This is a genomic window from Shewanella spartinae (assembly GCF_019457555.1).
GTDB classification, from domain to species: Bacteria; Pseudomonadota; Gammaproteobacteria; order Enterobacterales; family Shewanellaceae; genus Shewanella; species Shewanella loihica.
Genome location: NZ_CP080418.1, coordinates 990,464 through 1,011,322 on the forward strand (window position 1 = coordinate 990,464; position 20,859 = coordinate 1,011,322).

Annotated in this window: 22 protein-coding genes; 14 read left to right on the forward strand and 8 right to left on the reverse strand. The window is 54.8% G+C overall.

What is annotated here, in order from left to right; genetic code table 11:
- Nucleotides 1-132 precede the first annotated feature (132 nt).
- The 7 genes from rplU to K0I31_RS04445 all read left to right on the forward strand — a co-directional run bounded on the left by rplU (nucleotide 133) and on the right by K0I31_RS04445 (nucleotide 4,359).
- A complete protein-coding gene (rplU, locus tag K0I31_RS04415; RefSeq protein WP_011864675.1) occupies nucleotides 133-444 on the forward strand; it encodes a 50S ribosomal protein L21 in 312 nt (103 codons plus the stop codon).
- 15 nt (nucleotides 445-459) lie between these two features.
- Nucleotides 460-714 (forward strand): 50S ribosomal protein L27, encoded by a 255-nt coding sequence (rpmA, locus tag K0I31_RS04420; protein ID WP_011864676.1) that lies wholly within the window; start codon nucleotides 460-462, stop codon nucleotides 712-714.
- Nucleotides 715-929: 215 nt separating this feature from the next.
- Entirely contained in the window at nucleotides 930-2,093 is a 1,164-nt protein-coding gene (cgtA, locus tag K0I31_RS04425; RefSeq protein WP_011864677.1) for an Obg family GTPase CgtA, read from the forward strand.
- A 35-nt stretch (nucleotides 2,094-2,128) separates the two neighbouring features.
- A complete protein-coding gene (locus K0I31_RS04430; protein ID WP_144200831.1) occupies nucleotides 2,129-2,890 on the forward strand; it encodes a threonine/serine exporter family protein in 762 nt (253 codons plus the stop codon).
- Nucleotides 2,887-3,357, forward strand: a complete 471-nt coding sequence (locus K0I31_RS04435) for a threonine/serine exporter family protein (RefSeq protein ID WP_011864679.1) — start codon at nucleotides 2,887-2,889, stop codon at nucleotides 3,355-3,357. The genes K0I31_RS04430 and K0I31_RS04435 overlap by 4 nt, the downstream gene beginning before the upstream one ends.
- Nucleotides 3,358-3,397: 40 nt before the next feature.
- Complete coding sequence (gene folA, locus K0I31_RS04440) at nucleotides 3,398-3,880, forward strand: type 3 dihydrofolate reductase (protein ID WP_220044418.1); 483 nt, start codon at nucleotides 3,398-3,400, stop codon at nucleotides 3,878-3,880.
- A gap of 86 nt (nucleotides 3,881-3,966) precedes the next feature.
- On the forward strand, nucleotides 3,967-4,359 hold the full coding sequence (locus tag K0I31_RS04445; RefSeq protein WP_011864681.1) for a DUF3718 domain-containing protein: 393 nt from the start codon (nucleotides 3,967-3,969) through the stop codon (nucleotides 4,357-4,359).
- A 92-nt stretch (nucleotides 4,360-4,451) separates the two neighbouring features.
- Here the strand turns inward: K0I31_RS04445 and K0I31_RS04450 are convergent, their stop codons facing one another.
- The 7 genes from K0I31_RS04450 to lptD all read right to left on the reverse strand — a co-directional run bounded on the left by K0I31_RS04450 (nucleotide 4,452) and on the right by lptD (nucleotide 13,432).
- Entirely contained in the window at nucleotides 4,452-6,476 is a 2,025-nt protein-coding gene (locus K0I31_RS04450; protein ID WP_220073234.1) for a methyl-accepting chemotaxis protein, read from the reverse strand.
- 104 nt (nucleotides 6,477-6,580) lie between these two features.
- Nucleotides 6,581-7,405, reverse strand: a complete 825-nt coding sequence (locus K0I31_RS04455) for a symmetrical bis(5'-nucleosyl)-tetraphosphatase (protein WP_220080040.1) — start codon at nucleotides 7,403-7,405, stop codon at nucleotides 6,581-6,583.
- A gap of 26 nt (nucleotides 7,406-7,431) precedes the next feature.
- The gene (apaG, locus tag K0I31_RS04460; RefSeq protein WP_220080041.1) at nucleotides 7,432-7,812 is read right to left on the reverse strand and encodes a Co2+/Mg2+ efflux protein ApaG; all 381 of its coding nucleotides are present in this window, start codon (nucleotides 7,810-7,812) and stop codon (nucleotides 7,432-7,434) included.
- 51 nt (nucleotides 7,813-7,863) lie between these two features.
- Nucleotides 7,864-8,673: a 16S rRNA (adenine(1518)-N(6)/adenine(1519)-N(6))-dimethyltransferase RsmA gene (rsmA, locus tag K0I31_RS04465; protein WP_220080042.1), complete on the reverse strand. Its 810-nt coding sequence runs from the start codon at nucleotides 8,671-8,673 to the stop codon at nucleotides 7,864-7,866.
- A 2-nt stretch (nucleotides 8,674-8,675) separates the two neighbouring features.
- Nucleotides 8,676-9,674 (reverse strand): 4-hydroxythreonine-4-phosphate dehydrogenase PdxA, encoded by a 999-nt coding sequence (pdxA, locus tag K0I31_RS04470; protein ID WP_011864686.1) that lies wholly within the window; start codon nucleotides 9,672-9,674, stop codon nucleotides 8,676-8,678.
- 5 nt (nucleotides 9,675-9,679) lie between these two features.
- Entirely contained in the window at nucleotides 9,680-10,984 is a 1,305-nt protein-coding gene (gene surA / locus K0I31_RS04475) for a peptidylprolyl isomerase SurA (protein WP_144200845.1), read from the reverse strand.
- A 126-nt stretch (nucleotides 10,985-11,110) separates the two neighbouring features.
- A complete protein-coding gene (lptD, locus tag K0I31_RS04480) occupies nucleotides 11,111-13,432 on the reverse strand; it encodes an LPS assembly protein LptD (RefSeq protein ID WP_220073237.1) in 2,322 nt (773 codons plus the stop codon).
- 156 nt (nucleotides 13,433-13,588) lie between these two features.
- Here lptD and K0I31_RS04485 point away from each other — a divergent pair, with 156 nt between their 5' ends.
- From K0I31_RS04485 to K0I31_RS04505, 5 genes are read left to right on the forward strand one after another with little or no spacing between them, the layout of a single operon-like run.
- Complete coding sequence (locus tag K0I31_RS04485; RefSeq protein ID WP_220080043.1) at nucleotides 13,589-14,626, forward strand: aminoglycoside phosphotransferase family protein; 1,038 nt, start codon at nucleotides 13,589-13,591, stop codon at nucleotides 14,624-14,626.
- A complete protein-coding gene (gene murU / locus K0I31_RS04490; protein ID WP_220080044.1) occupies nucleotides 14,626-15,375 on the forward strand; it encodes an N-acetylmuramate alpha-1-phosphate uridylyltransferase MurU in 750 nt (249 codons plus the stop codon). The genes K0I31_RS04485 and murU overlap by 1 nt, the downstream gene beginning before the upstream one ends.
- A complete protein-coding gene (gene djlA / locus K0I31_RS04495; RefSeq protein WP_220080045.1) occupies nucleotides 15,372-16,148 on the forward strand; it encodes a co-chaperone DjlA in 777 nt (258 codons plus the stop codon). Before murU ends, djlA begins: the two co-directional genes overlap by 4 nt.
- A gap of 22 nt (nucleotides 16,149-16,170) precedes the next feature.
- Nucleotides 16,171-16,815, forward strand: coding sequence for an outer membrane beta-barrel protein (locus tag K0I31_RS04500; RefSeq protein WP_220080046.1), 645 nt, complete (start codon nucleotides 16,171-16,173; stop codon nucleotides 16,813-16,815).
- A gap of 20 nt (nucleotides 16,816-16,835) precedes the next feature.
- On the forward strand, nucleotides 16,836-17,789 hold the full coding sequence (locus K0I31_RS04505) for a D-2-hydroxyacid dehydrogenase (protein ID WP_220080047.1): 954 nt from the start codon (nucleotides 16,836-16,838) through the stop codon (nucleotides 17,787-17,789).
- A gap of 83 nt (nucleotides 17,790-17,872) precedes the next feature.
- Here K0I31_RS04505 and purT read toward each other — a convergent pair whose 3' ends face one another.
- Nucleotides 17,873-19,051, reverse strand: coding sequence for a formate-dependent phosphoribosylglycinamide formyltransferase (gene purT, locus K0I31_RS04510; protein WP_220080048.1), 1,179 nt, complete (start codon nucleotides 19,049-19,051; stop codon nucleotides 17,873-17,875).
- A gap of 267 nt (nucleotides 19,052-19,318) precedes the next feature.
- Here purT and K0I31_RS04515 point away from each other — a divergent pair, with 267 nt between their 5' ends.
- Nucleotides 19,319-19,708, forward strand: coding sequence for a DUF3302 domain-containing protein (locus tag K0I31_RS04515; RefSeq protein ID WP_220080776.1), 390 nt, complete (start codon nucleotides 19,319-19,321; stop codon nucleotides 19,706-19,708).
- A gap of 1 nt (nucleotide 19,709) precedes the next feature.
- Nucleotides 19,710-20,846 (forward strand): HlyD family secretion protein, encoded by a 1,137-nt coding sequence (locus K0I31_RS04520; RefSeq protein WP_011864695.1) that lies wholly within the window; start codon nucleotides 19,710-19,712, stop codon nucleotides 20,844-20,846.
- Nucleotides 20,847-20,859: the final 13 nt, after the last annotated feature.

Genomic DNA, 20,859 nt, shown 5'->3' on the forward strand with positions numbered 1-20,859 from the left:
GATCAAAGTGAATTAGGACTTGTCAGCCAGGCGAACTTAGCGTAAACTCCGCGACCATTGTCATTAAAGCTTTTATAGCACCCAGCCAAACAAAAAGGGTCTGCGTGCTAGAAATATCGGAGTAAAATAGCTATGTACGCTGTTTTTCAAAGTGGTGGTAAGCAACACCGTGTTGCTGAAGGCCATACTGTACGTCTAGAAAAATTAGAAGTTGCTACAGGCGAAACTATCGAATTCGACCAAGTTCTTTTGGTTGCTGATGGTGAAACTGTACACGTTGGTGCACCTTTAGTTGAAGGTGGTAAGGTTGTGGCTGAAGTTATCAGCCATGGCCGTGGCGAGAAGGTAACTATCGTTAAGTTCCGTCGTCGTAAGCACCACGATAAGAAGATGGGCCACCGTCAGTGGTTCACCGAAGTTAAAATTACAGCTATCAACGCTTAATAAGGGGTCTAACTAATGGCACATAAAAAAGCTGGCGGTTCTACTCGTAACGGCCGCGATTCAGAAAGCAAACGTCTTGGTGTTAAGCGTTTCGGTGGTGAATCAGTTCTAGCTGGTAACATCATCGTTCGTCAACGTGGTACTAAGTTCCACGCAGGTGTTAACGTAGGTATCGGTCGTGACCATACTCTATTTGCACTAACTGACGGTAAAGTTAAGTTCGAAGTTAAAGGTCCTAAGAACCGCAAGTTCATTAGCATCGAAGCTTAATACTTAGCTACCCAAGCTAGTTTCTAAAGCCCTGCCTCTGGTGGGGCTTTATTGTTTATGAAGAATCATTACTGGTGAAAGAGCCTGTATATCGCTCCAGCACCAGTCCAATATTGTCTCTGCCGCTTTGTGCTGGGGCAGTTGCATCATTGTTTTTTGGCGGTAAGTTTCGATAGGCAGTATAATCGGTCTATTGTTTGGCGCCTGGAGTTGGTATGAAGTTTGTCGATGAAGCCGTGATCAGAGTCGAAGCTGGTGATGGCGGTAGTGGTTGCGTTAGTTTTCGACGCGAGAAGTATGTGCCCGATGGCGGCCCAGATGGCGGTGACGGTGGTGACGGTGGCAGTGTCTATCTGCAGGCCGATGAAAACCTCAACACCCTGATCGATTACCGTTTCGAGCGTTTCCATTTTGCCGAGCGTGGCGAGAATGGTCGCGGCCGCGACTGTACCGGTCATGGTGGTAAAGATCTTATTCTTAAGGTGCCAGTGGGAACCCGCGCCGTCGATGAAGAAACCCAGGAAGCCCTTGGGGATCTCAAGACCCATGGTCAGAAGCTGTTGGTGGCTAAAGGTGGCTTCCATGGCCTGGGTAACACCCGCTTTAAGAGCAGTACCAACCGTGCGCCGCGTCAAAAGACCCTGGGCACCCCAGGTGAGGTGCGTAGCCTGAGACTGGAGCTGATGCTATTGGCGGATGTGGGTCTGCTGGGTATGCCTAATGCCGGTAAATCGACCTTTATTCGCTCTGTGTCTCGTGCCAAGCCCAAGGTCGCCGATTATCCGTTTACCACTCTGGTGCCTAACCTGGGTGTTGTTACCCCAAGACATGGCCAGAGCTTTGTGATCGCCGATATTCCCGGTCTGATCGAAGGCGCCGCCGAAGGGGCTGGCCTGGGGATTCGCTTCCTTAAGCACCTCGAGCGTTGCCGTGTGCTGCTGCATATCCTGGATATCGAGCCTATCGATGGCAGCGATCCCGTCGACAGCGCCCGGGCCATCGTAGGTGAGCTAGAGAAGCACTCGCCTCTGCTGGCAAGCAAGCCACGTTGGTTGGTGTTCAACAAGACTGACTTGCTGCTCGAAGAGGAGTTGCAAGAGCGCGTCGATCGCATCGTCAAAGAGCTGGATTGGCAGGGTGATGTCTACTGTATTTCGGCCTACAACCGCGAAGGCACGCAGGAACTGGCGCTCAAGCTGATGGACTTTATCGATGCTCTGCCACCAGAGGTCGAGGAAGATCCCGATGCAGAGGTCGAGTTCAAGTGGGACAACTATCATCAGAAGACCCAGGAAGTGGTCAACGAAGACTATGATGATGACTTCGACGACGACTTCGATGATGATGACTATGATGTCGAAATCATCTATCAAAGGTAAGTTTATTAAGTTACCCCTTTCATTCTGAGAGAATTGTGTACGCCGATACTCAAAATGATATTACCCGGCAGGTTGTCCGGGTTGCTCAACTCTTACTGGCCTATGGTGCTGAGTCCGACCTCGTCGAAGAGATCAGCCAGCGCCTGGGTCAGGCATTAGGTCTCGCCAGTGTCGAGATCTCCATCTCCTCTAACTCTCTGGTACTGACCAGCTTGGTGCATGGTCGCTGTATCACCACTACCCGGCGCATTCGCGAGCATGGCATCAATATGACCATCATCTGCGAGCTGCAGCGCATCTGTCTGTTGACGGAGAAGGGGATCTACGGCCTCAACGAGGTACGCAAACGTGTCTCGCGGATCCAGCCAAAGAGCTATCCTAGGCGCTATCTGGTGCCCATGATCGGCCTCTCCTGTGGCAGTTTCTGCCACCTGTTTGGTGGCGATACCATGGCGGTGTTGATCACCATACTGGCCGCATCAGTGGGCATGTCGGTGCGTCTGGCCATCGCCAAGCATCATTTCAATCTGTTGGTGAACTTTGCCGTGACCGCCTTTATTACCACCTTGGTGGCGCAGATGGGCTATCACCTGCAACTGACCGATACCCCTAAGCTGCCGATGGCCGCCAGCGTGTTGATGTTGGTGCCGGGTTTTCCCATGATCAACGCCATCTCAGATATGGTGAAGGGGCACCTTAATGTGGGGATCTCCCGTTGGGGCCACGCCACCCTGTTGACCGTCTCATCCGTCATAGGGATCACCATCGCCATGCAACTGGGAGGACTCTTCCTATGATGGAGCTGCTGCTCAAGCTGCTAAATGATGCGGCCTTCTCGGCTGTTCCTGCGGTGGGTTTCGCCATGGTGTTCAATGTGCCCAAACGCTTCCTGCCATACTGCGCCCTGGCTGGCGCCCTTGGTCACAGCCTGCGCACCTTGCTGCTGCATTTCGGTATGCCGATAGAGTGGTGTACCTTCGCCGCGGCGGCCTTGGTCGGGGTGTTAACCATAGGCTTTGCCAAGAAACATCTGGCACCGCCGCTGATGTACGCCGTGGCGGCGATCATCCCTATGATCCCGGGAACCTATGCCTACAATACAGTGATTGCCTTGGTGCAGTTGTCTGCCCAGTCTGAGGTGAGCCCAGAGCTGACCGCCGAGGTGATCAGCAATGGCTTGAAGACCATCTTCATCTTAGGGGCGTTATCTGTCGGACTCGCCATGCCCAGTCTGCTCTATTTTCGTACCCGCCCAGTGATCTAATTCTAAACCCTACAGACGGCACAAGACCGTTGGAGAGCCCATGAAAATAGCTATGATTGCCGCGATGGCAAATAACCGGGTTATCGGCAAAGATAATCAGATGCCCTGGCACCTGCCAGAAGACCTGCGCCACTTTAAACAGATGACCCTAGGCAAGCCTGTGGTCATGGGCCGTAAGACCTTCGAATCCATCGGCAGACCCTTGCCTGGACGCCACAACCTGGTGGTGAGCCGACAAGAAGATCTGGTTATCGAGGGCGTGACCTGCGTGACCTCATTCGAACAGGCCAAGGAATTGGTGCAGGGCTGTGAGGAGTTGGTGGTAATAGGCGGTGGTCAGCTTTATGCAGAGCTACTGCCTCAGGCGGATCGCCTGTATCTGACCGAGATCAATCTCGATGTCGAGGGCGATACCCATTTCCCGGAGTGGGATGATGGCAGTTGGCAGCTGCTCGACAGTGAATCTCACATAAATGATAAAGGTTTGGAATATCGCTTTATCAATTTGGCAAAAAAATGTTAACTTATGGTGTTGCCCCGAGTTGTCTTTAGGCCGTCACTTTAGTGATAGCCTACTGAAAAAAATAATAAATATTATAGGAGTACCCGATGCGTTTTTTACCGACTACGTTAGCTGTGGTGATTGCAGCCTCTGTTTATACCGTTCCAGCGCCAGTTCAAGCCAACGATCAACTCGTTGCCAATATCTGTAACTATGTTCAGGCCGATGATAAAAACCGTTTACGTAAGAAATTGAAAGAAGCGCGCGTTAAGCTACGCAACGTGTATGAAGGGGTGACCTGTGATGGCAACAGCCTGCTGCGTTTCGCCATGATTAGCGGTGCCAACGATGTGGGCGAGTTCATGAGCAAGCGTCTCTCCACCGAAGAGTTGAGTGTCAAGGAAGCCGATGGTCTGACGGTCGTCGAATGGGCCGAGGGTAACGGTCACGGCGGTAGCCCAATTACCGCGGCAATCAAGGAACGCCTCGCAGGTAACTAATCTGCCAAAACGCTTCGAGTAAGCATTAAAAAACCGGACCCTAGAGTCCGGTTTTTTGTACCTGTTTAAAGACATTATTATGTCTTTAGCTTTTACACCTTAAACTCGCCCACAGAGGCCTGGAGCTCTTCGGCAAGCTGGGCCACCTGATGGCTAGATTGTGCCGTCTGATCGGCGCCTGTGGCCGTCTCTTCGGAGATCGCCGCGATATGCTCTAGCTTCTCAGATACCTGCTGGCTCACCAGATTCTGCTCCTGAGCCGCATTGGCAATATGAGTACCAGAGTCATGGGCATAGTGTACCGCATTGCTGATGCTCTCCAGGGCGACGTTGGCCTGCTCTGTCTTCTCGACGCAGCTGTTGGCCTGCTGACGGCCCAGTTCCATCACGGAAACGGCTTCCTGGGTGCCCTGTTGCAGCACCTGAATCATCTGCTGGATCTCTTGGGTCGAGTCTTGGGTGCGAGATGCCAGGCTGCGAACCTCGTCGGCCACTACGGCAAAGCCTCGGCCCTGTTCACCGGCCCTGGCGGCTTCGATGGCGGCGTTCAGCGCCAGCAGGTTGGTCTGCTCGGCGATGCCACGGATAACGTCCAGAATCGAGCCGATGGAGGCGCTGTCTGAGTGAACCTTGTTGATCACCTGACTCGCCTTGGCGACTTCGTCCGCTAGCGCCAGAATGGTGCGCTTATTCTCATCGGCGATGGCACGCATATGCTGCGCCTCTTCATCGGCCTGTCTGATCTGATTCAGGGCCTCATCGGCACTGGTGCTCACCTGCATGGCGCTTGAACTGAGCTGGGTCGTGGCGGTTGCCACCTGATCGACCTGGTTTTTCTGCTCCTGAATGCCTGCGGTAGTCTGCGCCGTGATGGCCGAGGTTTCTTCGGCGGCGGCAGCCAGTTGGTTAGAGCGGTCCAGTATGCCTTGGATAAGGGTACGCAAGCTGTCGACTAACCTGTTACAGTTGCGCGACAGCTCGGCAAATTCGTCATGACCGCTATCGTCCAGCTTATGGGTCAGGTTACCCGACGCCAGGATATTGAGGGCGTTGTTGACCTTATCGAGTGAGTTCTTAAGTGGGCGGATCACCGCGATACTCACCAGCACGGCCACGACGATGGCGATCAGGACCAGTGCCAGGGTCTTATAGCTGGCGCTGTCGATCTCGTCGATCGCCTTGACGCTAACGGCCTGAGAGGTGGACTCGATAGCCTTGTTCAGGCTGCCCATGCTCTGGTTAACGGCGGTGGCATTGGACTCGACAGTATTAAGCAGTTGACTGGCCTGCAGGTTAAAATCCAGCTGTTGACCCTTGCGTTTAAGAATCGAGTCTGGGCCGTTGAGCATGGTGAACACCTTGCTCGCTTCCGTGTTGATGTTGTCTAACATCTCTTGGTCGATGACGCCTTCCCAGTGACGGCTCACATACTCCAGCTTGTTCTGGGCTTCGCTGATGATGTAGTCCAGCTCCTTGAGTATGGTCTCGTACTTGGATTTCTCCTTGGCATTGACCAGGTCATAGCTGCTGGTGATCAGGTTGCTGAAGCTGTTGTCTATGTTGCTGGCGGTGGCGGCTATTTCACGTTCTGTGGGATCTTGACTGGTCTCCAGATCGATAAGGTCCAGTAGTAGTGATGCGGTATCATCGGCGGCGCCTTCGAGACTTTCCAGGTTGTCTACCAAAGATTCCTGAGTCTGCAGCGACTGCTCTCTGGCCTGCATCATCTTGAGGCTGTTGTCGTTGAACGACTGGTAGTTGGCCCTGAGTGACTTGATCTGGCCGCCAAGATTATCCTCGTGGCCTTGAATGATACGATTGAGTTGATCCAGTTCGGTGATAAAGCCTTTGCTGAGGCTGGTGAATTGGCTGCGAACCTGAGGCAGTTCTTTGGATTGCTTGCTATGGAAGGCCACCAGTAGCTGCTTTTCTTGCAGTGCAAGATTTTGTGTCAGGCCATTGCTGCTCTTTAGGGCGGGAAGGCTCAGGTCTTGCAAAACGAGGGTGCTGCTCTTGATGTTGTCGTTGGTGACCAAGGACGCCACACCTAAGACGATAAGCAGTAAGGTGACGACACTAAATCCACCGATGACTCGAGTGGCGACATTCAATTTCATAGGGCACTCCGGTTTTTGTTGTTATATCCCTAATTACATAACATATTCTCAGGGCAGGGCGGTGATATCCGCTCATTTTTTTATCGGCCAAGCTAAGGGCTAGTTTAACTCTTTTTTAACTTATTTTGGGTAATTTTTTGATTCGATTCAAGATGCCAGAGGGTTAAATATTGTCCCCAGCAGCATCCGGTATCCAGCGCCTGCAGCCCAGGTTGGTTCACCTCTCCCATCAGGGCCGCCCAATGGCCGAAGACCAAAGTATGGCTTTTCATGGCCCGTCCTGGTTGTTTAAACCAAGGGATCAAGCCTTCCTTCTCGCCTTTTGCTGGCGGCAGCTTGCAATCGAAGTTTAATCGACCATCGCTGTGGAGAAAGCGCATGCGGGTGAGGGCGTTGATGGTATAGACGAGGCGCTTGAGTCCCTTGGTCTCGGGAAACCACTCGCTGACGGAGTTAGTGTACATCTTGGCGATGAGGCGCTCGATATAGTCATCTCTTGCCAGTGCTTCCTGTACCTTGCGCGACTCCTTGAGGGCGGTTTTAACGTCCCACTGGGGCGGAATGCCGGCGTGAGCCATCAAGACAGAATGGGCCTTATGTTCCCGGGCCAGTGGCTGTAGCCTGAGCCAATCGATGAGCAGGTTGAGATCCGGCGCCGCCAACAGGGCGCCCAGGTTATCCTTGGGATTGACCCGTTTTACCTTGCCGTGAAGGGCCATCAGGTGCAGGTCGTGATTGCCCAGCACTGGTTTTACCGAGCCCTCAAGCCCCTTGAGGTAACGTAGTGTCTCCAGGGATTGGGTGCCCCTGGCCACCATGTCGCCGACCACCCAGAGCTCATCTTTGGAAGGGCTAAAGTCCACCTTGGCCAGCAGGGCCTGGAGCTCATCGAAACAGCCCTGAATATCGCCCACGAAGTATGTTGCCATAGATGCTCTCGGTTCGCTGTGTCGAATTAATGCAGCAGGCCGGGGGCCGCTAGACGGAAGGGGGCGATGGGTGCCTTGAAGGTCTCACCCTGCTCGGTCACCATCACATAGTAGCCCTGCATGACGGCAAAGGGCGTCTCGCATACCGTGCCACTGGTGTACTGGTAGGCGGTATTAGGCTTGATGGTGGGGGTCTCGCCAACCACACCTGCGCCTTCGACCTTGCTTTCATGGCCATTGGCATCTGTGATACACCACATGCGGCTCTTCAGGGTAACGGCTTCATCCCCTAAGTTGGTGATGGTGATGGTGTAGCTGAACAGGTATCTCTCTTCTTCGGGCGAAGATTGCTCTTCGATATAGTCGGTTTTGACCTCAATCCTGATTGAGGATTCGAGTTGTTTCATTCGGATCCCTAAAGGTTAACGGGTGGGAGGCGCACAGCGCCTCCATCACGGTTAGGCTTGGCGTTTATCGACCAGATGGTTGGCCATGGCGACATATTGCTGCACAGTGATCTGCTCAGGGCGCATGCTGGCATCTATGCCCAGCGCGCTGAAGTCGTCATCGTTCAACAACTGCTTGAGGTTGTTACGTAGTGTCTTACGGCGCATGTTAAAGGCGGTAGTACACAGGTGCCTTAGCAGATCCACATCTTTGCAGGGGTAAGGCTTCTCCTTGTAGGGCACGAGCCTCACCACGGCAGAGTCGACCTTTGGCGGCGGTGTGAAGCAGCCTGGCGGCACTTCGAGTACCGGCATCACCTGACAGAAATATTGCGCCATCACGGTCAAACGGCCATAGGCCTTGGTACCGGGTGCGGCAGAGAGTCTCAGTACCACCTCTTTTTGCAGCATGAAGTGCATATTCTCGATATGCTCGGCAAACTCAAACAGGTGGAACATCAGCGGGGTGGATATGTTGTAGGGCAGGTTGCCAAACACTTTCATCTGCTTGCCTTCTTCGACCAGCTGCATGAAGTCGAATTTCAGCGCGTCGCCCTGGTGGATCTTCAGCTTGTCCTTTAGAAACGGATGTGTCTGCAGACGCTCAACCAGATCTTTATCCAGCTCGACCACGGTTAGCTTGTCGATGCTTTCGGCTACCGGCTCAGTAAGCGCCGCCAGGCCTGGGCCAATCTCGACCATCACGTGATCGTTATCGGGCGAGATGGCGCCGACGATACGATTGATCACATTGCTGTCGGTCAAAAAGTTTTGTCCGAAACGTTTTCTCGCCGTGTGGCCTAAATGTACTTTATTACTCATTACTACTCTTTAAGTGACTCATTCTTGGTGGCTAGTTCGATAGCCTTGTTTAGCGCGCAGACAAAACTGCCGATGTCGGCTTTGCCTGTGCCGGCCAGCTCTAGTGCCGTACCATGGTCGACCGAGGTGCGGATATAGGGCAGGCCTAGGGTGATATTGACCGAGCTACCAAAGCCTTGGGACTTGAGTACCGGCAACCCCTGATCGTGATACATGGCGAGGATCACGTCGGCATCTTCCAGATATTTAGGCTGGAACAGGGTATCGGCAGGCAGTGGCCCGACGATATTCATGTTTTGCTCGCGCAACTCGTTGAGCGCGGGAATGATCACGTCGATCTCTTCGCGGCCCAGGTGGCCATCTTCGCCCGCATGGGGGTTGAGGCCACAGACATAGATCTTAGGATCATCCAGAGCAAACTTGGTCACCAGATCTTTGTGCAAGATCTTGATGATCTGATGCAGACGGTCACGGGTGATCGCCTTAGACACATAGGCCAGCGGAATATGTGTGGTGACCAGCGCCACCTGCAGGCCTGGGGCTGCGAGCAGCATTACCACATCCTGACAGTTGGCCTGGTGGGCAAAGAACTCGGTATGACCGCTAAAGGGGATACCCGCCTGGTTGATGATCCCTTTGTGGACAGGGCCTGTCACCACGGCGTCGAACTCGCCATTCATGTTCTTCTCACCGGCATAGGCCAGGGTGTCGATCACATAGCTGCTGTTCTGTTCATCGAGCTTACCGCACACTGCTTCTTTTACCAGGGGGAAGGGCACTATGGTCAGGGTACCGGCTTCCTGCGGCTTAGGCGCCTGGTTGGGCTGGAAGGGACGCAGCTGGATCGGCAAGCCGATCTGCTTGGCGCGACTGGTCAGCAAAGTGGGGTCGGCACAAACAACAAGCTCAGCGGGCCAAGCGCGCTGAGCAAGTTGAATGACTAAGTCTGGGCCCACTCCGGCAGGTTCTCCCGGTGTGATGGCGATGCGTTTAGTCGTCAATATGATTAACCTCGATTGAAATCGGCATCGAATACTTCAATGTAAGCCTCTGCTCGCATTTCATCCAGCCAGTTTTGTAATTCTTCATTAAACTTGCGGCGGAAGATGAGCTGGTGCGCCCGATTAGTGTTAAATTTATCTGTCGCATCCGTCTTACGTCTCTCCTCCAGCTGCACTATGTGCCAGCCGTGGCTAGAACGGAATGGCTCACTGATCTCGTTGATCTTCAGTGCGCCCAATGTCTGTGCGAAGGCAGGTACATAGACGGTAGGATCTGCCCAGCCCAGTTCGCCGCCTTTGGCCGCCGAACCAGGGTCTTCGCTGTATTGACGGGCCAGGGTGGCAAAGTCGGCTTCGCCGCTTCTTAGCTGGGCCGCAAACTTGTCGAGCATCGCCTTGGCACGCTCTTCCGACAGGATAGGCGACGGCTTGATCAGTATATGACGTGAACGTACTTCGTCAATTTCTTTGGTCTGCAGGCCACGGGCATCCATCACCTTGATGATGTGGAAACCGGCGCCGCTGCGCACAGGGCCTATGATGTCACCCGTCTTGGCGCCGACTAAAAGCTCGGCGAACAGGGTTGGCATTTCATTGACGTTCATGTAATCCCAGATACCGCCTTCCAGCGCCTTAGGGCCTGAAGAGGAGGCGATGGCGGTCTGTTTGAAGTCGGCATTGTCTTGTAGGCGCTTGAGTACGGCGTTGGCACGGCTGCTGGCGGCCTCAAGTTGTTCGCTGTTAGGGCTGTTGGGCACCTCGATCAGGATATGACCGATCTGGTACTCCACCTGCTGCATCCCTTGTTCTTCGATTAGCTTAACCAGGCTGTTGATCTCCTGTGGAGAGACCTGGATACGACGCTGTACCTGAATACGCTGGATCTCGCCCAGGGTGATCTCTTCGCGCAGCTGCTCGCGGTATTGGCTCCAGCTCATGCCTTCGGCTTCGACCTTTTCGCGCATCATCTCAGGAGTCATCTTCTGCTCCTTGGCGATGTTCTCGATTGTCTGGTCCAGTTGCAGGTCACCGATGTGCAGACCTATGCGGTCGGCCATCTGCAGTTGCAGACGGGTCACGATCAGACGCTCGATCACCTGAGTGCGTAGCGCCTTGTCAGAAGGTAATGACTGGCCGGCGGCTTTTGCGTTGGCTTTGACTGTCTTCAACATGTTGACGATTTCGCTTTCCAGCACTATGCCTTCGTTGATCTGAACCGTCACCCTATCCAGGGGCACGTTCTCGGCCATCGCGCCGTGGCTCATCGCCAGTGTAAGTAAAGCAAAAATCAGTTGTTTACAGGGTTTCATCCACAAAAATCCTTGGCATATTCAGGTCGGTCGACACAGGTGTCGACCGAGTATCTAATTCGACTATTCTGATTGGACTACAAGTCCGTATCTAGGTTCAGCGCAAAGCCGATTAAAATATCAAAACTAGTTCTTCAGGTAGAGCGGCTTGCGATAGTTAAACAGGCCATCGTTAAGCATGTCCGATACCCCAAGCGGGCCGGAGCCACCTAATCCCTTGATCACAAAGTTCAGGTAGAAGCCGCTTTCGAACAGCTCCCTGTCGTTGAACGTGGGATCCAGGTTGTCAACATAGTTGGTTTTAATGCGGTAATGATAACTTAAGCGCACCGCCCAGCAACAAGATTCGTATTGAAATCCTGTGTAGGTCTCGACGCTACGCTTCTCATTGAGATCGTAATACCAGTTGCCCACGATATACCAGTTGTCGTTGATCGGCCAAGCCGTACGCAAGCCGGTTTGCGACACATTAACAGATTCGTTGGTGTTGCTGTTAACTAAATCGGGTACATAACGGTAGCTGAGCTGCAACAGCTTGTTGACCCCGGGGCGGAAATCCAGAGTGACCTCACTCTTCTTGTTGTTCTTATTTTTGGTGTCATATTGAATGGCACCGCTCAAGAACCAATCGCTGTAGAGCTGAGTGTTGAGCTCCGCTGCCAGCACTGAGTTTGAGGTATTTTCCTGCTTAAAGATCTCGTTGGGACGGGAAGGATCTGTAATGCCAACCTTGCTGTCTTCGAAGTAGTAGATCTGACCCAGGCTGAACTTGAAGCGCTCAAGGTTATGGTCATCAAACAGACGGGTCGTTAAACCCAGTGTCATCTGGTTGGCGTCGGCGATACGGTCCAGACCCGAGAAGCGGCGATCCCTGAAGAGGCCGTAGTAGTCTTCCTGCAGCAGCGCAGTGTCATAGATGCCGATGTTGGACTGATCTTCATAGCCGACATACAGGTACTGGAACTGTGGCTCCAGGGTCTGACGATAGTTGGCATCGAAGTAGTCGGTGAAACGCTCGAAGTTAATTTGACCGTGGATACGCACCTGGGGCAGGGTACGGCTCACCGAGCTGTCCAGCGGCTCAGTGCCTGTGTAGTTCTTGGTGTCCTGCCAATAGTTGGTCTGCAGCAGCTTAAGCTCACTGGTCAGCGATCCGGCCGGCCCGTGGATCGGCAGTGAGACGCTGGGCTCGAAGTGCAGACGGCTGGCGGTAGCATACTGGTCTTCCTTATGGCGGAAGTTGCTGGCTTCCCCCATGAGGTTGAAGTCCAAGCCTTGCCAGAAACCTGGGGCGCGATAGTTAAAGCCTATCTGCGGCATCACCTGATAGGGAGACTCTTCTTCACCCAATACCTTGATATCTTGCACCCGGGCAGACATGTCCCAGTTATCTTCGAAATAGGCGATTTCGCCTATGCGAGAGAGCTGGTTGTCGGTGGCGCGCAGCACGTCGGAGGGCAGGTCGTTGAAGTAGTTGTTGTCAGACACATCGGTAAAGTTGGCCAGTACTCGCCAGTTGTCGGCGATGGCCCCCTGATGCTCCCAGTGGTAGAGGTAACGGTCGGCGCGGTTAGGCACCAGATCGTCATTGCTCAGGTATTCCACATTCAACTGCCCCTGCTGGGCCTCACCGGCGAGATAGCGAAATTCCGACTTGAGGAACAGGCCACGTGCCGACATATAGTGCGGAGTAAAGGTGAGATCATACTCTGGCGCTATGTTCCAGTAGTAGGGCGTCGCTACCTCGACACCATTGGTGGTGCTGGTGCTGAAATAGGGGAACAGGAACCCTGACTTGCGCTTCTCCGACACGGGAATTGTCATATAGGGCAGGTAGAAGACGGGCACATCGCCTATCTTGAGCTTGGCATCCCAAAGCTCGCCCCACTCTTCGCTGCTGTCTATCTTGATGGTCTCGGCCTCAAGCAGCCAGGAGCTGTCGCCCGGCGGACAGGTCGTGAAGTTGGTGTTCGACAGGTGCAGGTTGTTGTCTTGGGTGATCTCCAGGTTTTCCGCTTCGCCGTGGATCTGCTGGCCGTGGAGCCAATATTGGGCACCCTTAAGTTGGGCGCTGTTGCTGCGCATCTCGGCGCTGAGAGAGTCTGCCGTGACGGTAAACATATTGTCCTGGAACACCAGGTTGCCGTTGGCATCCAGGCGCTCGTTAGCCTGATCCAGTACCGCGCTGTCGGCGGCAATATGGCGGCCGCCCTGGCTGAAGGTCACATCTCCCTGGAAACTGGCCTTGTCACCCATCTTAGCCGCCGATGAGTCGGAAACGATCTTAATCTGCTGCAGATCTAGGGGACGTTCGTCTGTGCTGGGCTCAGGAATAGGAACAGGCGGGAGCACCAGACACTGGGCACCGGGCGCGGGAGTGGTTTCCGATTCGTCTGCCAAGACTAGCTGCGGGAGTAGCGCCAATGCCAATAAGTAACGGATATGCATCTTTTATCGTTTTTGTGATTTCTTAGTCTAGACAAGTTATCGGTGAGAATAGTTGCATCCCCCTCGGGAAGCAACTTAGCAAAAGAGATAGAATCATCTTAATTGCTGTTTCTATTTTGCTTTATAATAAAGCAATTTTCTTCTAAGAGCCATGAGGTGCCCTTGTCAGATCCAAGATTTCTTGCCCTTAATTCATGGATAGCGCGAACTTTAGGCGATGAGGCGCGAGTCGCCTTAATTTCCGGTGACGCCAGTTTTCGCCGCTACTATCGTGTCCAGTTTTCAAACCAGACGTTTATCGCCATGGACTCGCCGCCGGATCTGGTGCCCGTCGCCCCTTTTATCGCCCTAGCAAACGCCTATCACGACCATGGCATACTGGCGCCTGAGGTTAAGGCCGCCGATCTATCCCAAGGCTATCTTCTGCTCTCGGATCTCGGCGATACCCAGCTGCTCGAGGTGCTGAACCTAGACAACGTAGGTCACTATTATGGCAAGGCTCTTGGATTGCTCGATAAGCTACAGACCATCACTTCGGCGGCGGGGCAGCCCTTGCCCAATTATGATGACGCCTTCGTGCTGCGTGAGCTGAATATTTTCGTTGAGTGGCTGCTCGAACATCATCTTAAGCTGAGGCTAAATAGCCAGACCCGGCAGATAATCGATAATTGTTTCGACCTGCTTATCGATAACGTCGCCCAGCAGCCCAAGGTAGGCATGCACAGGGACTATCACAGTCGTAATCTCATGTTGTGTGATGACGAGCTGGCGGTGATCGATTTTCAAGATGCTGTCTTAGGTCCCATCACCTATGACGCCGTCTCCTTGCTGCGCGACTGCTATGTGCGCTGGCCGCTCGACGTGGTCGAGTCTTTACTCGAGCAGCACTATAGGCAGATGCGCGCCCTGGGCCGCCTAGGCAATGAGGTAGATGCAGCTCAGTATCGCCGCTGGTTCGATCTCATGGGGATGCAGCGCCACCTCAAGGCGGCGGGGATCTTCTGCCGTCTCAACTATCGTGACGCCAAGCCGGGCTACCTTAATGATATTCCCCTGACCCTGAATTATGTATGTGACATAGGGGCGCAATATCCTGAGTTTGCCGAGTTTGTTGCCTGGTTAAGGCGTGAGGTGATGCCGCAGATGACGAGCGACAAGTTGTCTCAACTGGCAAGCAAGACGGAGGCGCTGTGATGAAGGCCATGATACTCGCCGCCGGTCGCGGTGAACGCCTGCGCCCCCTGACCGACACCCTGCCTAAACCGCTAGCAGAAGTCGCGGGCAAGCCGCTCATCGTCTATCACATAGAGCGTCTCGCAGCCCTTGGCATCACAGAGATAGTGATCAACCACGCCTGGCTGGGCCACAAGCTAGAGGCCAGTCTGGGGGATGGCAGCGCCTGGGGCGTGAGTATCAGCTACAGCCCAGAGACAGAGGCGCTCGAGACGGGCGGCGGTATCAAGCAGGCCTTGCCTCTGCTTGGGGATGAGCCTTTTTTGGTGCTCAATGGCGATGTCTATATCGACAGCTTGCCAAGTGTTAAGGGGTTGGCGCTGGATGCCGCACTCAATACGGCAAAGATAGCAGAGCTAATGAGCGAGCAGGAGGCCTATCTCTGGTTGGTGGATAACCCTAAGCAGCACCCAGAGGGCGATTTTGCCCTAAGGGATGGCAAGGTGAATGATGAGGACGAGCCTAAGCTGACTTTTTCCGGCATGGCTATCTACCATCCGCGTTTTTTCGCCGGTGCCCCTAGTGGCCGTTTCGGCCAGGCGCCGCTGTTAAGATCCAAGATGCAGCAGGGGCTGATCGGCGGCGAGTATTATCCGCATCTCTGGTGCGATGTGGGCACGCTGGAAAGGCTGGAGTCACTGGACGCCGAGTTAAGGGCGGCACAATCAAACACTGGGGCGACACTTTCACACACTAAGGTTGTTAGATGAAGATTTGGGGTAAGTTTTTCGGATTCGCCATAGGTTTCATGTTTGGCCGCATCATAGGCGGACTCATAGGTCTCTGGCTCGGCCACCTCTATGACAAGAAGCGTTGCGAGGTGGAAAAATTGATGGGTAAGGGCAGCGATCGCCAGGCGCTGTTCTTCAACACCGCCTTTGCCGTGATGGGCCACGTGGCCAAGGCCTCGGGGCAGGTGACAGAACATGATATTCGCTTGGCGACTGCGCTGATGGATCAGATGCGTCTGAGCGGCGATGCCCGCCGCGAGGCCCAGGCGGCCTTTACCCAGGGCAAGGCCGCTGATTTCGATCTTAAGGCGTCGCTGCGCACCTTCAGGTTGATCTCCATGGGGCGCCGGGAGCTGCTGCAGATGTTTCTGGAGATCCAGATCCAGACCGCCCTGTCGGATGCCAAGCTAGATGCCAAAGAACATGCCATACTTTTAACCGTGGCGCAGGAGCTGGGCTTTAGCCGCGAGCAACTCGATGAGCTGCTCAAGCGCTGGCAGGCGGAAGTGAACTTCCAGCGCCATGGTCGCCAGCAGACCTCCATCAAGGATGCCTACGAGGTATTGGGTCTGGATGAGCAGGCCTCGGATCAGCAGGTGAAGCGCGCCTATCGTAAGTTGATGAACGAGCACCACCCCGACAAGCTGGTCGCCAAGGGGTTACCCGCCGAGATGATGGAGCTGGCCAAACAGAAGGCGCAGGATATTCAGGCCGCCTACGACAGGGTAAAGCAAGACCGCGCCATGAGGTGATTATCTAACAAAGGAGAGGGCGATGAAGCGAACAAGGCTGATCTTATTGACAGGACTCTTAGCATGGATGGCAGCCCAGTCTTTCTGGGCCCAGTCTGTTTGGGCAGAGTCGGATATCTTCGTCGCCCCCTTCGGTGGCTACAGCTTCGGCGCCAGTGATCTCGATGCCACCGATATAGATACTAATACCCAGGGTAGTATCAGCATCAAGGATTCCAGCCACTATGGCATCATATTGGGGATGAAGACCCGGGATCCCGGCGATGTCTACCTGCTTTACAGCCACCAGAGCACAGATATGCATGCCTCGGGCATGTTCAACCCCAACCGTTTGGCAAAGCTTGAGCTGGATTACGTCCACCTGGGTGGCTCGCTCTATTTCCCCAAGGGCAATCTGCGTCCCTATGTTACCGTCAGTGTCGGTATGACTCAGATGCGCCCGTCAGGGGATTTCTCCGACGAGTCACGCTTCTCAATGGGAATTGGAGGCGGGGTGGAGTACCTGCTCGGCGATAACTTCAGCCTGTTTGCCGATGGCCGCGGCTACGCCACCTTTATCAATAGCGATAATGCGCTGTTTTGCGATGCCAACCGCTGTATCTGGAATATCCGTGCCGATGTCATGTGGCAGGGCCAAGTGAACGCCGGATTTAAATACACCTTTTAACCCATAAGAGAGCAGTCTTAATGAAGATAGTGGTACTCGATGGTTACACCCTCAACTCTGGCGATCTCGACTGGAAGCCCCTCGCGGCGCTGGGCGAGTTTCACTGCTTTGACAGAACCTCCCCGGCCGAACTCCTGGATCGCGCTCAGGGGGCCCAGGTGCTGCTGACCAATAAGACTGTGCTCGACGCCGATGCGCTCAGGGCGCTGCCAGATCTTGAGTATATCGGTGTGCTCGCCACTGGCACCAATGTGGTGGATATTAATGCCGCCAGCGAGCTTGGGATCAAGGTGACCAATGTGCCTGGCTATGGCCCGGATGCGGTGGCCCAGATGGTGTTTGCCCATATTCTTCATCACACCCAGCGTTTGTCGGACCATCACAACGCCGTGGTGGCCGGTGCCTGGTCTCAGGCGCCAGATTTCTGCTTTACCCTGGCGCCGCTACAATCCCTCAAGGGTAAAACCCTCGGCTTGGTAGGGTTTGGCGACATAGGTCGGCAGGTGGCCACTATTGCGAAGGCGTTTCAGATGCGGGTGCTGGTCAACACGCCTTCTATTAAGCACGACCTCCCAGAAGGTGTCAGCTGGTGCGAGCGTGAGGCGCTCTTTGCCTGCGCCGATATCATCTCACTGCACTGTCCGCTAACGTCGGACACCGAGAAGTTGATTAACCGAGAACGGCTCAGCGCCATGCAGCCAAATGCCATCTTAATCAACACGGCCAGAGGCGGTTTGGTGGATGAGCAGGCACTGGCCGATGCCCTGGCACAGGGGGAGATTGCCGCCGCCGGGGTGGATGTGCTCTCTAGCGAGCCGCCTCAGGCTGACAATCCGCTGCTGAGCGCACCTCATATCAGCATCAGCCCGCATAACTCCTGGGCGACCAGGGAGGCGCGCCAGCAACTGCTGACGATAGCGGTCGATAACCTCAAGGGCTATCTGGCGGGTCAGCCGGTGAACCTGGTGAATTAAGTTCTGATAAGACTTTAATCTAGATAGACAAAGGGCGCCTGATTCATGAGAAGAGGCGCCCTTTTTGTCATAGTTTTGCCGGATTAATCCAGAATCACCTCGACCTGTTTAGCCACGTTAAGCGCCTTGTCGATCGCCTCATCGATGGTATTGCCACGGGCCAGGCCGACACCGAGACGGCGGCGACCGTCGATATCCGGCTTGCCGAACAGGCGTAGCTGAGTATTGGGCTTAACGAGTGCCTGTGCCATCCCCTGGTAGCCTATGTTGTGGCTGGTGCCTTCTGCCAGGATCACCGCCGAGGCCGATGGGCCGTGCTGCACTATGTTGGCGATCGGCAGGCCTAAGATGGCGCGTACATGCAGGGCGAACTCAGACAGATCTTGGCTGATGAGTGTCACCAGGCCGGTATCGTGGGGGCGAGGTGATACCTCAGAGAAGTAAACCTCCTCTCCCTTGATAAACAGCTCGACGCCAAATAGACCGTAGCCACCCAGTGCCTCGACCACCTTGCGGCCTATCTCCTGCGCCTTGGCAAGCACGGCATCAGACATGGCCTGAGGCTGCCAGGACTCACGGTAGTCACCATCTTCCTGACGGTGGCCTATGGGGTCGCAGAAGTGGATGCCATTGACGGCGCTGACGGTGAGCAGGGTGATCTCATAGTCGAAGGGCACGAAGCCTTCGACGATTACCCGGCCACTACCGGCGCGGCCACCATCCTGGGCATAACGCCATGCCGCGAGGATCTGCTCCTCGCTGCGAATGATGCTCTGGCCCTTACCCGACGAGCTCATCACAGGCTTGACGACGCAGGGCAGACCTATGTCGGTGACAGCCTGCTCAAATTCTGCCTGGGTGTCACAGAAGAAATAGGGTGAGGTGGGCAGCCCCAGCGTCTCGGCGGCCAGGCGGCGTATACCCTCGCGATCCATGGTGAGCTGGGCGGCCTTGGCCGTTGGGATCACCTTAAGGCCTTGGGCCTCCATCTCAACCAGAGTCTGGGTGGCGATTGCTTCGATCTCGGGGATCACCAGGTGAGGTTGTTCCTGCTCTATGATGGCGCGCAGGGCCTCGCCGTCCAGCATGTTGATCACATGAAATCTGTGACTGACCTGCATCGCCGGGGCGTTGGGATAGCGGTCGACGCCAATTACTTCGACCCCCAGACGTTGTAATTCGATGGCAACTTCTTTGCCGAGTTCGCCGCAGCCAAGCAGCATGGCGCGCAGCGCGCCGCGTGAATAGGGTGTGCCTATCATGGTGTGGGTACCTTTTTATCTTGAGTGGGTCGTTCGCCCAACTTAGGTTATTTGGCGATCATCTTACCCCGTCCACAGGAATAAGCAGACCCTTTGCGCCGACAAGTGTGTACTGGATCAAGATTCTGACGCGAATTAGAAAAGAAATATCAGCAATTTATGACTAGTATAGTTAAAGTAATGTTGCGAGATTTACCCGTTTGCGCCAGTCTCAATGGGGTGGTGCGCCGCCTGTTAAATGGATTAAATAAGAGTAAGGAGCGAGCCGTGTTTCTGGATTACTTTGCGTTAGGCGTCATCATTTTTGTCGCCGTTTTCCTGTTTTATGGGGTGATCGTCATCCACGATATTCCCTATGAGATAGCCAAGAAGCGTAATCATCCCCAGCAAGATGCCCTGCATGTTGCCGGCTGGGTGAGCCTGTTTACCCTGCATGCCATCTGGCCCTTCCTGTGGATCTGGGCGACCCTGTATCGCGAAGACAGAGGCTGGGGTTTCAACAAGGTGGTCGAGCGCGAGCTGGCGCTGGAAGATGAGGTGAAACAGCTCAATCAGACCATAGCCCAGCTTGAGCAGCGACTCAGCGCGGTCGAGGGCGGGCAAACGGCCCTGCATGTGGTCGAGACGCCGTCCAACGATCAAGAGAAGGAGTCATAAGATGGATCTGCTACTCATTCTGACCTATACCGCCATCTGTATCGCCATCTTTAAGATCTTCAAGATACCCTTAAACAAATGGACAGTGCCCACGGCGATTCTCGGCGGCATAGTGATCGTCGGCGCCCTGGTGCTCTTGATGAACTACAACCATCCCTATACCCCCTATGCCCGTCAGGTGTTTGCGACCGTGCCCATTAACCCTGCGGTGCGCGGCCTAGTGACCAGTGTCGAGGCGAAACCCAATGTGCCCCTGAAGAAGGGGGATGTGCTGTTTCGTATCGATCCCGCCCCCTTCGAGGCGGTGGTGATGCAGAAGCGCGCGGCACTGGCGGCCGCCGAGCTTGAGGTGCCTCAGTTGGAGGCGGCCTGGCAGACGGCGCAGGCCAGTGTGGAGCGCGCCACGGCGGACAGAGACCGCACTAAGTCGGCGTTCGAGCGTTATGAGAAGGGACGCAAGCGCGGCGGGGCCAATTCGCCCTTCACCGAGCTTGAGCTGGATAACAAGCGCCAACTCTACATGGCCTCAGAGGCGCAGCTCACCGCGGCGCGATCCGAGGAGTTGAGAGTCAGACTTGCCTATGAATCCAACGTCGATGGCGTCAATACCAAGGTGGCCGGGATTAGGGCCGAGCTGGACAAGGCGCTGTACGATCTCGAGCACACTGTGGTGCGGGCTCCGGCCGATGGCATAGTGACTCAGATGGCACTGCGCCCCGGGGTGATTGCTGTGCCTATGCCGCTGCGCTCTCTGGTGAGTTTTATTCCCGATGAGGATCGCTACTTTGCCGGCGCCTTCTGGCAAAACTCTCTGCTGCGACTCAAGGAGGGGGATGAAGCCGAGATGATCTTAGACGCCGCGCCGGGTCAGGTGTTTAAGGGGCGGGTGGCCAAGGTGCTGCCAGCCATGGCCGAGGGCGAGTTTCAGTCTCAGGGTTCGCTCATCTCCTCCATGGCGCTGCTGCCTAGGGGGCGTGCCATCGTCTTGATAGAGCTCGATGATCACGAGGCGAAACGTAATTTCCCCGCCGGGGTATCGGGTCAGGCGGCTGTCTATACCGAGCATTTCTCCCACGTGGCTGTGATGCGCAAGGTGTTGCTGCGGATGCAGGGTTGGTTGAACTACCTGTTCCATTAAGCCTTACTTGCTA

Coding starts and splice junctions, on each gene's coding strand:
- purT (WP_220080048.1), bottom strand. CDS start 19,051: ATGATAGGCACACCCTATTCACGCGGCGCGCTGCGCGCCATGCTGCTT.
- rplU (WP_011864675.1), top strand. CDS start 133: ATGTACGCTGTTTTTCAAAGTGGTGGTAAGCAACACCGTGTTGCTGAA.
- murU (WP_220080044.1), top strand. CDS start 14,626: ATGAAGGCCATGATACTCGCCGCCGGTCGCGGTGAACGCCTGCGCCCC.
- K0I31_RS04500 (WP_220080046.1), top strand. CDS start 16,171: ATGAAGCGAACAAGGCTGATCTTATTGACAGGACTCTTAGCATGGATG.
- djlA (WP_220080045.1), top strand. CDS start 15,372: ATGAAGATTTGGGGTAAGTTTTTCGGATTCGCCATAGGTTTCATGTTT.
- cgtA (WP_011864677.1), top strand. CDS start 930: ATGAAGTTTGTCGATGAAGCCGTGATCAGAGTCGAAGCTGGTGATGGC.
- K0I31_RS04435 (WP_011864679.1), top strand. CDS start 2,887: ATGATGGAGCTGCTGCTCAAGCTGCTAAATGATGCGGCCTTCTCGGCT.
- rpmA (WP_011864676.1), top strand. CDS start 460: ATGGCACATAAAAAAGCTGGCGGTTCTACTCGTAACGGCCGCGATTCA.
- K0I31_RS04455 (WP_220080040.1), bottom strand. CDS start 7,405: ATGGCAACATACTTCGTGGGCGATATTCAGGGCTGTTTCGATGAGCTC.
- lptD (WP_220073237.1), bottom strand. CDS start 13,432: ATGCATATCCGTTACTTATTGGCATTGGCGCTACTCCCGCAGCTAGTC.
- surA (WP_144200845.1), bottom strand. CDS start 10,984: ATGAAACCCTGTAAACAACTGATTTTTGCTTTACTTACACTGGCGATG.
- K0I31_RS04445 (WP_011864681.1), top strand. CDS start 3,967: ATGCGTTTTTTACCGACTACGTTAGCTGTGGTGATTGCAGCCTCTGTT.
- K0I31_RS04450 (WP_220073234.1), bottom strand. CDS start 6,476: ATGAAATTGAATGTCGCCACTCGAGTCATCGGTGGATTTAGTGTCGTC.
- K0I31_RS04520 (WP_011864695.1), top strand. CDS start 19,710: ATGGATCTGCTACTCATTCTGACCTATACCGCCATCTGTATCGCCATC.
- folA (WP_220044418.1), top strand. CDS start 3,398: ATGAAAATAGCTATGATTGCCGCGATGGCAAATAACCGGGTTATCGGC.
- K0I31_RS04505 (WP_220080047.1), top strand. CDS start 16,836: ATGAAGATAGTGGTACTCGATGGTTACACCCTCAACTCTGGCGATCTC.
- rsmA (WP_220080042.1), bottom strand. CDS start 8,673: ATGAGTAATAAAGTACATTTAGGCCACACGGCGAGAAAACGTTTCGGA.
- apaG (WP_220080041.1), bottom strand. CDS start 7,812: ATGAAACAACTCGAATCCTCAATCAGGATTGAGGTCAAAACCGACTAT.